The following is an 11,777-nucleotide window of genomic DNA, read 5'->3' as shown; positions in this document are numbered from 1 at the left end:
AAATCTGCATCTCATCTTTAGACAAAGTAGTCCCCATCACTTATTTGGTGGGGACTACTTTGGACACTATCCAGCTGTCTGTACATGCGGCCTTCAGATGCTTTCGATTACCCATATCTTTCGGATGCGAGATTGAAGCCTAGCTGCATATCGGCCAACCGGCGCATGCCTCTCCACATCACCGTGTTTCCAGGCGGTGCGTCGTTGGTGCGCGCGAGATAGCCGCCGAGTTGCGCAATCTTCTCAAGGTAGCGCGAAAGAGGAAGCGCCTCGCGGACTCTCTTACTATCCTTCACTAAGCGGTTGAGGATATCTATTTCCGTATGAGTCAATGCCAGTTCTGGATCGGCATCTGGGCATGAGCGGTTGAGCATCGTCAACCAGAAGATACGCCAACTGATGATGCATAAGACGGAGACCAGATTGGCCAGTCGGTCTGCCGTGCGCAGTCGCGACTCCTCTGCTTTGCAGCCGGATTTCAGAATCTTATGGAAGATCTCGATCTTCCAGCGCATGGCATACCAGTTGAGTTTTTCAATCGCATCGCGCCGGGACGCTACGGGTAAGTCCGTGATCAGCTTCCATTCGATGCGCTTCCGATCTCCCAGCTCCGCGCGTTCGCGCGCGTGTATCACTGTCAAGTAGAGTGCCGGATAACGGCTTTGCTTTCCGATGGGCGGCAACATCTTAATTCGACGATACCGAATTTCCAGCACCGTATCGATGACGTTCCCATTTTGGTCTGCAGTCTGGACACGATGCAATCCTTTTAACCGCACCTCTTCCATCTCCTGGGCAACTGTATGGTCACCATCGCCGGCTAATCGATCGACGCAGGTACGGACAAGGAAGTGCGTTTCAACGTCTTGTGCTGTACAAAACAGCTCGTAGATGTCGCTCTCACGGTCGCCAATATGCACGCAACGCTGCGGGTCCCCGAAAAGTGCCGTTGACTGTCTTAAGTTTTCCAACCAACGATAGCTTTCCTTTTCTTCGATGGGGACTCGTGTCGGGTTGACCGTCTTCTTGAGTGCGTTGCAGCCTTTGAATTTGCTGCGCGTCCAAAATTTGATCGCGGCCAAGCCGAGCGGCACTCCCTCTGTCGTCACGGCCAAGCTCGAATGCATCAGAATGCCGCATCGGGTCAGCGGCTTGTTGCGTCCATCTATCTTGCGAGTGCCGCTCTTCCCGATGAATCCGATACGCTCTGGTTGCTCGCGCTGATATGAAAACGTCGTCGTATCTTGAAGAATAAGTATCGGGCCATCCGAACTCGCGAAACGCTCGCTTGTCGCCTGAAAATGCCCGCTCAATATGTCCTGCTCGCTGACATGATCGTTGGCGAAAAACCGATAAGCTGCTTTCGTATTAGCCCAATCGTGACAGGCAAATGGAATGCTCTGACCCATGCCCGTCCAGATCTGTTTGAGCAACAACCGAAAGCGCTTCTTCAGACGCTCGTCCCGGAAGTTGCAGGCGGCATTCTCTTTGTCCATCCACGTCTGCTCGTCTTCCGAGGGCATCGGATGACGAGGTAGGGAATCGCTTGGCGTCCCCCTTTTTGTCATCTGATCGCGATCAAATTCCTCATGCGAAAAAGTTAACAGAACTTTCGAAAGTAAACAAGAAACTTGTGGGTAATCGAAAGCTTCAGATGACGCTTACGATTCTCCGATGATTGGCCCGCCCGCAAACACACGGATCTGGATCGCCGCCGGCGTCACCGACATGCGCTCCGGCTTCAATTCGCTTGCGGCGAAGGTGCAGACGGTGCTTGAGAAGGATCCGTATGGCGGTCATGTTTTTATCTTCAGGGGGCGCCGCGGTGATCTTCTGAAGGCGTTGTACTGGAGCGATGGCGGCCTATGTTTATTTGCAAAGCGTCTTGAGAAGGGGCGTTTTGCATGGCCCCGGGCCGAGGCTGGCGTCGTGGCGTTGACCACCGCTCAGCTCTCGCTCCTTCTCGAAGGGTTTGACTGGCGACAACCGGTCGAGGTGGCACGCCCGCGCAGTGCTTTGTAAACGTCTGTTACCTGGCGCTTCGCGTGCAGCAGATGGTCGTAAACTATCGCGATGGATCTGACCGATACTGACCTGCCCGACGACATTGATGCGCTCAAAGCGCTAGTGCGCGCGCATGCGGCGTCAGCTCATGCGAACGCGCAGCGGGTCGTCGAATTGCAGGACCAGCTTAGCTCCCGGGTGATCGAGATCGAACATCTGAAGCTGACGATTGCGAAGCTGCGCCGCATGCAGTTCGGTCGCAAGTCTGAGAAGCTGGAGAGTCAGATCGAGCAGCTTGAGCTGCGGCTTGAGGACCTACAAGCCGACGAAGGTGCGGCTGCCCAGGCTGACTCAAAGAAGACACAGCAACGCCGCGAGAGTGCCTGTCGCAAACCGCTGCCCGATCACCTCGAACGCGAAGAGCGCGTGCATCGGCCCATTGAGGAGCACTGCCCGGGGTGCGGTGGCGCGCTTAAACCGCTGGGCGAAGACGTATCCGAACAGCTTGAGTACGTGCGCGCGCACTTCCGTGTCATCCGTCATCGTCGTCCCAAACTTGCCTGTTCGTGCTGCGACTGCATCGTGCAGGCCGCAGCACCGAGCCGTCCAATCGATCGCGGCCTTCCTGGGCCGGCACTGCTCGCACATATTGCGACATCGAAGTTCGCGTACCACATCCCGTTCTACCGCCAGTCTGTCATGTACGCGCGCGACGGCGTCGAGATTGAAGCTGGCACCATGGGCCACTGGCTGGGCAGTCTGACCTGGCTACTCAACCCGCTGGTCGACGCGGTGCGCCGCCATGCGCTTGGCGGCGCCAAGGTTCACGCCGACGACACACCGCTGCCGGTGCTTGCGCCGGGCAATGGCCGGACGAAGACCGGGCGGCTCTGGGTGTACGTGCGCGATGACCGGCCCAGTGGTTCGAACGAAGCGCCGGCGGTCTGGTTTGCCTATACACCGGATCGTCGCGGCGAACATCCGCAGCGGCACCTTGCCAACTTCACTGGCGTACTGCAGGCAGACGCGTTCGCCGGCTACGCGGAGCTATACCTGGGCGGTCAGATCCGGGAAGCTGCGTGCATGGCGCATGCGCGTCGAAAGCTACACGATCTGCATGCTGTACGGCCATCATCGATCACCAGCGAAGCACTGGAACGCATTGGTGCGCTCTATCGCATAGAGGAACACATTCGCGGCAAGCCCCCGGAAGAACGATCGCGCGTTCGCCAGGCGCAGGCTGTGCCGCTGCTTGATGACATGAAGCGGTGGTTCGAGGCGACGCTTCTCACGCTCTCCGCGAAATCGGACACCACCAAAGCGATCCAGTATTCGTTGAATCGCTGGTCTGCGCTAGCCTATTACTGCAGCGATGGTCAGGCTGAGATTGACAACCTGATCGCCGAACGCGCGTTGCGCGGCGTAGCAATCGGAAGACGGAATTTTTTATTTGCCGGTGCAGACTCAGGCGGCGAACGTGCAGCCGCGATGTATAGCCTGATTGGTTCTGCACGTCTGAATGGCATTGATCCGGAGGCCTACTTACACCATGTCATCGAGCGCATCGCAGATCATCCGGTGAATCGGATCGACGAACTGTTACCTTGGAACGTTGCTCCTTTGCTGCCCACCTCCGCACGTATCGATCCCATTCGCTAGCAGCCCAGCCTCTCGCGTGTCAACGTCATCCGCGACGGTACTGATCGGATGCTTACGATTCTCGGGCCGTAAACCAAAGAGTGACTGCGTACTACGATCCTGAAAATCCCGAACGGTCTGTCCTTGAAAAACGTGTGGCAAGAGGGATTGACAAGAATATTCTATTCATGTCGTTATTCGTTTTTTGTATGTCTGCCCTAATTGTCGGTGTCTTGGTCTACGGCAAAAATAGACAACTTAGGAAGCTATAGAAACAGACGCCCTTATTCGCGGGATTCGAAGTCCTCCGCGTCGGTATCGGTCTCTCTCGTGAGTGACCGGTTTCGAGAAACACGATTGACTGCAATGGGTCGAGGTTGTGTGAAAACACGTTGATCGTCTAAACTGAATCAACGCGTTCAGGCTAGGTGACTCATGAAGCGATTTGTCGAAAGCACCGCACGTCATCAATTCGCATTGCTACCTGAATCTATCGACGACTATGTCGATGCCGACAATCCGGTACGCGTGATTGATGTATTCGTGGACGAACTCAACCTGGTGAGCTTGGGCTTCGAGCGTGCGGCGCCAGCGGCTACCGGTCGACCTTCGTATCACCCGTCGACCCTTCTCAAGATTTACATCTATGGGTACTTGAATCGGCTTCAATCGAGCCGCCGTCTTGAGCGCGAAACGCAACGCAACCTCGAACTGATTTGGCTAACGGGCCGGCTCATGCCCGACTTCAAAACCATTGCGGACTTTCGCAAAGACAACGGCGATGCGATACGCAAAGTCTGCCGGGAGTTTGTAATGCTGTGCCGGCAGTTGAAGCTCTTCTCAGACGCCACCGTTGCCATCGATGGCAGTAAGTTCAAAGCGGTCAACAACCGCGACAAGAACTTCACTGATCGCAAGCTCAAGGCTCGCATGGAGCAACTCGAACAAAGTATTGCCCGCTACATGGATGAACTGGAGCGGGCCGATCGCGAGCCAGCGAGCCTGCCGGAGGGGCGCGTTCCGCACCTGAAAGAAAAGATACTGAAGATCAAGGCGCAGATGCAAAAACTCGGTGAGATCGAAACGCAGATGCGCGCAGCTCCAGACGGCCAGATATCACTAACCGATCCGGATGCGCGCTCAATGGCCACCAGCGGTCGGGGCACGGGAATGGTCGGCTATAACGTGCAGACCGCTGTGGATCTCAAGAACCACATGATCGTCGCGCATGAGGTCGTCAATGTCGGTCACGATCGCTCCCAGTTAGCTGCGATGGCCAACCTGGCGCGAGATGCGATTGGTGAAAACCATCTGACCGCATTTGCTGATCGTGGTTACTTCAAGAGCGAGGAGATTCTGCGATGCGAGCAGGACGGCATCAAGACGCTGGTCCCGAAACCGCTGACATCAAACAGCAAGGCCGAGGGCCGTTTCGATAAACGGGACTTCGTCTATATTGAGTCGGACGACGAGTATCGTTGTCCGGCAGGAGAGCGAGCCATTCGGCGCTTCACGACCATTGAGGCCGGCCTGACGATTCATAAGTATTGGCCATCAGCGTGTCCGAAATGCAAACTGAAACCGCAGTGCACGCCGAGTCCATATCGAAGAGTCACGCGATGGGAGCATGAGAAGGTGCTTGAAGAAATGCAGCGCCGACTTGATCAGACTCCAGACGCGGCAAGACTGAGACGACAGACAGTCGAGCACCCGTTCGGAACGCTCAAGTTCTGGATGGGCTCCGCGCACTTTCTGACAAAGACGCTGCCACGTGTTCGAACTGAGATGAGCCTTCACGTATTAGCGTACAACCTCAAGCGAGCGATGAATATCCTGGGTACGAAGTCACTGATCGAGGCGATGAGGGCGTGAGAACGCCCATCGCCGCGCTACCAATAAAAAAGCTGAAAAGTCGTTTCCTTCGATCGCGCTTTACCAAAACTTCTCGCCGATATTCGCCAGACGTTTCCACACAACCTCGGCCGATTCCGGACCCACAGGAACAAGTCGAGTCGCTTCTTACTGAGCAATCAACTGGGCGAGTTGCCCGTCCCTGTGTGGGCGTTTCAGCCACGTAGAAATTGTGCCCCGATTGCGCTGCGCGATGACGGGACCCTCACAAACGGCTCAGCAGTTCCGCCTTCTTTTCGGCGAACTCCTCATCGCTGAGAATCCCCTTCGCGTGCAGTTGAGCGAGCTTCTCGATGGTGGCTAACACGTCCGCCTCCCGGGCGACCGACTGAGTGCTGACGGGCTCGTCCTGCACCGGCGGCGACGCCGGCTGCGGAACCCCACCGACCGAGACAACCGCCAGGCTGGCGACAGCAACCAAGCCGTGCTGGCTCGCAAATGTGAGGGATGCGCCACGGGACTGCTGCTGTGAGAAGCCGCTGATCTGGTGATCGAGCGTATCGTAAACCGTCACCTTGCCGTCCACTTCGATCGCCAGGCGTCGGGGTTGGGCGAAGTGGGCATAGCGGACGTCATTCTGCGCACCAGTGCTGTTGGGCCGCCCCAGATCAGCGGGCCACCAGTCGCCAGAGGTGCCGGGGGTGGGCGGAACGAACAGACTCACCGGTCCGACTGCAGTCTGCTGCTGGCTGCCGCCACCGTAACCAGCGCTCTGCTGTTGTTGCCGGCCGCCGTCGTCGTTGCCCTGCTGCTGAGTACCCTGGCTCTGCGACTGAAAGCTGCCGCTGCGAATAAGAAGGTCGGGCTGATTTGCCATCAGGCGGGAAAGCTCGGAACAGAGCCCATCGACCCGGCCTTTCAGGTAGTTGTTGAACATGTCGGAGACCATGGTCATTCCCCCCTGCATCCACTGGCCGGAGCCACCAAATTCGGGGTGATTGAACTGGGCCATGCTGCCGTTACCGCGAATCACAGACTCCAGCATGCTCATCACGGCATCCATGCTGAACCCATGTCGCCGGGCAACTTCTTCGATCAATTGCTGGCCGGCGGGGTTGAGTTTTCGCATGGTGATCCACTCATAGTTTCTTCCGACACAGGGTTATTTAAACCGCAGCGCCGCCTGCTCTGTGCCCGACGGGGCAATCCAGCGAAGATCGCCAAAATTAGGCAACGTGGCTGGGGAACAGTTCAGTGCACCGGTGCCATCGCAGCAGCGAATTTCGAAGTATTCGCAAGCCACGTAGATCGCACCTGCGGACAGGGAGAAAGAGGTTCGCATCGCGTTCCAACGTCGACTCGCGGAGCGCGAGATTCTGGCGCAATATTAGGGAGCGGCAACCGTCGACGAAGACGGAGGCAGGCGTGTCAAACTCTACTAGGGTCGAGCTGTTTTGTCGGTTACTCCTTGGTCTCTTTGTGGGCTTTTTTTGCATAACAGCGGCCCTTTTCGTGCGTTACATGTCGGCGAACCAGTTGCCGCAAGTAACCGTCGTGCAGTTGAAAAGCGCATCACAAGCCTTGTCGGGAAGCGCTCCGGCAGTCCCATCCTCATCTGCTTCCCAATACGAACCGACAACGCCGTCGCTAGATACTGAGGAAAAGACACTCATTGCGTCGTCGGCCTCCACTATTGTCACGTTCATTGTGGCTACGGTGACTTACTTCCTAAGCTGGCGGAAGGACAGGGCGAAGGCGACCAAAGAAATGCGGGACGCGTCCCGCTAGTTCCTCGAACTGGAGAGGTTGCGACTCGACCCGCGCGCCGTGAGCCGTGCGACTTGGTACGCATGCCGCCCACGCCGACCTTGCCACGCCCGACACGGCCGGTTTTGCTATGCGCCGAACTGCTACGGCGCAGCTTCTTCCTGGAGACGGCCGTGAATGTCACCTGATCTGCAGGGCAGTAAGTCGCCCTGTGCACCGCTGCGTGATAGGCCGGATGGACCGGGTTGAGGGCGAGCTTGACAGTTTTCACGCCGTAAGATTTTCCACTGCCCTTGATTACGTCCCCCAGCGGAACCGACAGCGATTTGCCACACGGCGCAGGGGCGTTCCCGGACCCGATCTGGTCGAACCAGGCGTTCGCGCACGACCGCATACTTGACGCCGTTGACAGTGACATATGTCGCTTTCTCGCCGAGCTCGTAGATGGGATCCTTGACTTCGATTGCCATCGATGGACGCCTCCTTGGACGATGCCGACACTAATAGTGTAGTGCCAGCGCCGCGATCGACGCCGTTCACCACCCGCTACCGTTTCATGAAGTTACAGTAAGTAGATGTCGGTTGATCAAGGCGAGCCACGCGATATGCCGTGGCGCCCACCGACGGCCGCACAAAACATCGCCGTTGAGCGTCTCACTTGTGCGGAGCGGGCCTGTGCAGTCACCGACGCGAATGCGGCTGTTCGGAGATTGGCCCTTGCGGGCCGTTCAGCCACTGCGCTCCTTCGGCCATTTCGGGAACGGCCAGACGACCGCGGCCGGTTCGGTGGTCTGGGCGGTCGTGGCCGGTCCGCGGCATCCACATGACGTTCGGAGGCCGCTTCTTACGTAGCTGGACGCAATGATCTTCCCAGACCCGCAGTCGCACTGAAAAAACCAACGCGCCCCGTTCTTACCGTGATTCACGTAATGGGATGCAGTGAGCTGGCCAAAGCGCTGGCCGGGCGCAATTTCAATCTGGCGCAAGCAGCCGCACGATAGGGTCTTTCGGTACCTCACGCTCCGCGAATCGAGAACCTTTTCGGTGCCGCACGCGCACTTGAATAGCCAGCGAGAGCCGTCCTCGCGGGCTATTGCAGTGAGCCTGCCAAACGTCCGGCCGGTGATGTCGACAGCCATGTCAAATCAGATCAGAGCAACACGGCTTGCCGCAAAAGTTCCAATGCTTTCATTTCGTCCAGGCGACCAGTGCGTGCTTTGCCAGCGAGTGTCTTTATCAGCGCCTCCGCTATCGGTTCAATCCCTTGCAGATCGTCCAAGTTGGTTGCCGAAGTGAGACGGCGCGGCTCCGTGACGATCTGCGTTACGGGGGCCGGCGCAAACTGCTGACGGCCGGCGGAGAACGAGACATCGTTATCAACGGGTTGCCGAATCGCTGGATCGGTCACGGACGCGAACGCTTGATCTCGCTCCCCCAAGGCCGCCTTCGTCTCAGCGGCGACGCTAGTCGGACCACCTGTGCCATCCGTATCAGGGGGGAGGGCGAGTCGAGCACCCGCAGTTTTCGCCTTCGTACCCGCAGGCTTCTTCGCCGCTGTCGCTTTTGGCTCAATCGTGGGCGGCAGTTCTTGCTGAACGGATGCATAGCGACGCGACGGGGGAACAAGCAAATTCGACACCGACTCAGGGATATCCGTTACTGAACGCGGAACGTCCAACCAGCCAGTCGGCAAACCAAGGCGTTCCGTGAACCGGTTTGCTTCGGCATCGTTCATCCGTTTCTGTCCGTAGAAACGATTGGCCATGTTGGAGTCGCTAATTTCCATCACCGCGCCGAGCCGCACCTTCGATCCTTTGCGGGACGTAAGCACGTGCAGGTTGGCGCGACGAATGTTTTCCAAAGCTGCGACGTCGTTCAGGGGCAAGGATTGCTGAGCCCCCGACTTTGAAGGCGCTTTGACTTTCGCAGGTGCGGATTCTGTCGGGGTTGCCGTGGCAGGCTTCGCGGCCGTAGCGTTGCTCTTCGCGAAGGTCCTTGGCGACCCGCCAATTGTCTTCTTTGGCATTTCTGGCTCTCTAGGCAAGCGATCGGTGAGGGTAGGGCGGTGATTGACCTGCGCAACAGGAGCCGGCTTTAATACTTCCTCGTATGCAATTTCCGGTTCCGCGTTCGCATGAATGAAGTCAAGGGGTGACCTCAATCGACTAATGGTCTCAGATGTGAGGACAGGATTGGGTTGATCGAAAAACCCATCGGGTAGCCCAAGCGTCGTTTCGATATGAAAGGCTGTCTCAGGTGTGAATCTCTCGCCGTTCACTAATTCGGCTACGCGCGTTAAGTTGGAGTTGAGTCCCAGTGCGATGTTTTCCGCGCCTACTGCATCTACCAACAACTTAAACGAACGTGTCTTGAAAATGGACGCCGTGTGGGCCGGGTCTCGAGTAGATGGAGCTTTTACGTGTGGCTTGTTCTGTCGGTGAGATGTCGCTTTTGCAGGTTGGCGCGATTGACGCTGGCCTTTGTCTCGAGATCCCGAGTATCGCCCGTGTGCTTGACTCATAAAGTGGGGCTCCCCGCCGTGAAATCACTATCAGTTTTGGAATTATAGGCGAGGGTGTACTGACATCGGACCCGCCGTCGGGCAATGAGCCATTCTCATAACCCGGGTGACTGTGTTGCTGTTGGCAACCTCTATGTCAGGATCTAGGGACAACCTGCAGCTAAAGAATTCGTAGATGGCGAATCTTGCCGATGCGCGCAGAGCGTTTCAGGATGGGATTGGTGATGTCCTCGGGAAGCAGGGCGCGCGACGTGTTCGCGAGCACATCTTCGACCACCTGCGACAGACCTTGGCGATGCAGTCGTCGAGTGCGCTCGTCAGACTTTTCTCGTGGCTGAGAAGTCCATGATGGGCGAGGCTCACATCGCTCTGATGCGTCTGTATATGCGATGTGTGGCCGAATCAGCCGTTCATCTCTTGCACATATGCCCGTCCCTTTTTTGTGATCAGGCATCCACCGTGTGGCGCCGCCGAACCCAGCTCGTGCTTTTCCAGTTGCATTTGGATGTCCCACTCAACCATCAGAGGTTGGTCGCTCGCGCCGCGTTCGTTGAGCTCCAGAAGCGCGGCTTTCGCTTTGGCACTGAGTTCTTCTGACATGCCCGACTCCTTCCAGTCCTCAAGAACCCAACTTTGACTGAATGCTGAATCCTTGTCAGCGGCGTTAAGATCGACGCAGCGACGGCGCCACTTGGCCGCGACGCTGCTCCGGCGAAAACCCAGGGACCAGTAAAGCGGTCACCTGCATCAAGCTTTACGTCCGCCATCAATCAAGTTGCGCGCCTCGCGGGCGCAATGGTTCAACGCGCGCTCTGCAGTCATTTGTTCCTTGTCCAGTGCTTCCACCGGCCGGGTCTCGTTGAGAAGGAATTGCCCCGTGGATATGTCTTCAATGACAACAGAAACATCGAAACGCACCCGCTCGGGATCAATGTCATTTCTCGCCGCGTTCATCGAGACAGTAAAACCTTTATGCACGAACGAATTTTTCATCGGCTATCTCCTTTGATTGGGCGATCCCAGTATGAACCCGATCATCTGCCCGTGCCGTCCCTACCGCTATTCTTCGACTCCGGCGGGCAAGTACCTGTTTTCAAAACAGGAACCTGCGTTGTTTGGAAAGCTCGCACCTGGTACGACCTACGTTACGCTAACGATCCGGCCTTCGGTGCGGCCATAACTTCATTCGAAACTAGGTACTGGGACGGAATTATGGCACGCGACTATACACGATCCCATCTATTGACTCGTCGGTGATGCGAGCGCAAAGAAGAAGCCTTGGGTACTGTGAGACGCGCACCGGTAGATCTGAGCGACGAAATAACATACATCAGATGCGAGATAAAATATTTCGGTCTACGAATACGCAGCAAATGCCGCTTGAGCGCGAAATGTTGCCGGATCGGCCCGAAGTAGGAGAGAAATTTCTACGTGCGTCTCAGGTCGCGAAAGCCGCGTATGCGACGCTCGCGTTCGCGTGTCGGTTGATGGCTGTTCTCTGCGCGGTTGTTTAGCTGAGCCGCAGCGTTGTCGAACGCCGCCGGATAGCTGCGCAACTGATCGGTGACGATCTTGCGCGGCCCCGGGCTCGAGCGCAGCACGCGCTTGAAGAAGCGCTTGGCGGCCGCCTTGTCGCGCCGCTTTTGCACCAGGATGTCGAGTTCGACGCCATGCGCGTCGACCGCACGCCACAGCAAGTATGGTTCGCCACGCAGTGTGACGAACATCTCGACGAGGTGCCACGTGTTACCCGGCTTGCGCCGCCCTCAGGAAATTCATGCGTCGATGCAACAACCTGAAAACCAATGTCGCGATTGACACGGAAATGGAATGGATGCCTCCCACCTCGTAAGTGGTGGAAGCGATGAACAGACACACATACTCACTCACGGACCGGCCGTAACGGTACGGTCGGAATGGAAGATCATTGAGGTCTTCAGAGCCAACCGGAGGAGGTCCGCCATGAACCATACGGCCATAGGCGTCGACATTGCCA

General features: G+C 57.1%; 9 protein-coding genes and 2 pseudogenes. 4 read left to right on the top strand and 7 right to left on the bottom strand.

Annotated elements, in window-relative coordinates; genetic code table 11:
• Nucleotides 1-107: 107 nt before the first annotated feature.
• A complete protein-coding gene (locus AWB69_RS44010) occupies nucleotides 108-1,496 on the bottom strand; it encodes an IS4 family transposase (protein WP_231937445.1) in 1,389 nt (462 codons plus the stop codon).
• Nucleotides 1,497-1,674: 178 nt separating this feature from the next.
• Here AWB69_RS44010 and tnpB point away from each other — a divergent pair, with 178 nt between their 5' ends.
• The 4 genes and pseudogenes from tnpB to AWB69_RS43995 all read left to right on the top strand — a co-directional run bounded on the left by tnpB (nucleotide 1,675) and on the right by AWB69_RS43995 (nucleotide 5,514).
• Nucleotides 1,675-2,022, top strand: coding sequence for an IS66 family insertion sequence element accessory protein TnpB (gene tnpB / locus AWB69_RS44005; protein WP_062093038.1), 348 nt, complete (start codon nucleotides 1,675-1,677; stop codon nucleotides 2,020-2,022).
• Between the two features lie 51 nt (nucleotides 2,023-2,073).
• Nucleotides 2,074-3,663, top strand: coding sequence for an IS66 family transposase (tnpC, locus tag AWB69_RS44000; RefSeq protein WP_062093037.1), 1,590 nt, complete (start codon nucleotides 2,074-2,076; stop codon nucleotides 3,661-3,663).
• Nucleotides 3,664-3,734: 71 nt separating this feature from the next.
• A pseudogene (locus AWB69_RS51040) lies at nucleotides 3,735-3,914 on the top strand (DUF3592 domain-containing protein); the annotation flags it as partial.
• 163 nt (nucleotides 3,915-4,077) lie between these two features.
• Entirely contained in the window at nucleotides 4,078-5,514 is a 1,437-nt protein-coding gene (locus AWB69_RS43995; protein ID WP_062093036.1) for an IS1182 family transposase, read from the top strand.
• A 244-nt stretch (nucleotides 5,515-5,758) separates the two neighbouring features.
• Here AWB69_RS43995 and AWB69_RS43990 read toward each other — a convergent pair whose 3' ends face one another.
• The 6 genes and pseudogenes from AWB69_RS43990 to AWB69_RS50140 all read right to left on the bottom strand — a co-directional run.
• Nucleotides 5,759-6,622: an SHOCT domain-containing protein gene (locus AWB69_RS43990; RefSeq protein WP_062093035.1), complete on the bottom strand. Its 864-nt coding sequence runs from the start codon at nucleotides 6,620-6,622 to the stop codon at nucleotides 5,759-5,761.
• A gap of 1,788 nt (nucleotides 6,623-8,410) precedes the next feature.
• A complete protein-coding gene (locus AWB69_RS43980) occupies nucleotides 8,411-9,613 on the bottom strand; it encodes a hypothetical protein (protein ID WP_331712725.1) in 1,203 nt (400 codons plus the stop codon).
• Between the two features lie 570 nt (nucleotides 9,614-10,183).
• A complete protein-coding gene (locus tag AWB69_RS43975; protein ID WP_062093032.1) occupies nucleotides 10,184-10,381 on the bottom strand; it encodes a hypothetical protein in 198 nt (65 codons plus the stop codon).
• Between the two features lie 147 nt (nucleotides 10,382-10,528).
• Entirely contained in the window at nucleotides 10,529-10,774 is a 246-nt protein-coding gene (locus AWB69_RS43970; protein ID WP_062093031.1) for a hypothetical protein, read from the bottom strand.
• A 371-nt stretch (nucleotides 10,775-11,145) separates the two neighbouring features.
• A pseudogene (locus AWB69_RS43965) lies at nucleotides 11,146-11,544 on the bottom strand (DDE-type integrase/transposase/recombinase); the annotation flags it as partial.
• A partial coding sequence (locus AWB69_RS50140; protein WP_231937444.1) for a hypothetical protein occupies nucleotides 11,528-11,777 on the bottom strand: 250 nt, incomplete at its 5' end. The gene AWB69_RS50140 and the pseudogene AWB69_RS43965, both read right to left, overlap by 17 nt.

The sequence above is a fragment of the Caballeronia udeis genome (assembly GCF_001544555.2).
GTDB lineage: Bacteria > Pseudomonadota > Gammaproteobacteria > Burkholderiales > Burkholderiaceae > Caballeronia > Caballeronia udeis.
This window is presented reverse-complemented; position numbering and strand designations above follow the sequence as displayed.

What these genes read in the sequence shown, in the direction of transcription:
- AWB69_RS44010 (WP_231937445.1), bottom strand. Translation starts at nt 1,496, where the DNA reads ATGGACAAAGAGAATGCCGCCTGCAACTTCCGGGACGAGCGTCTGAAG.
- AWB69_RS43995 (WP_062093036.1), top strand. Translation starts at nt 4,078, where the DNA reads ATGAAGCGATTTGTCGAAAGCACCGCACGTCATCAATTCGCATTGCTA.
- tnpC (WP_062093037.1), top strand. Translation starts at nt 2,074, where the DNA reads ATGGATCTGACCGATACTGACCTGCCCGACGACATTGATGCGCTCAAA.
- AWB69_RS43970 (WP_062093031.1), bottom strand. Translation starts at nt 10,774, where the DNA reads ATGAAAAATTCGTTCGTGCATAAAGGTTTTACTGTCTCGATGAACGCG.
- AWB69_RS43990 (WP_062093035.1), bottom strand. Translation starts at nt 6,622, where the DNA reads ATGCGAAAACTCAACCCCGCCGGCCAGCAATTGATCGAAGAAGTTGCC.
- AWB69_RS43975 (WP_062093032.1), bottom strand. Translation starts at nt 10,381, where the DNA reads ATGTCAGAAGAACTCAGTGCCAAAGCGAAAGCCGCGCTTCTGGAGCTC.
- tnpB (WP_062093038.1), top strand. Translation starts at nt 1,675, where the DNA reads ATGATTGGCCCGCCCGCAAACACACGGATCTGGATCGCCGCCGGCGTC.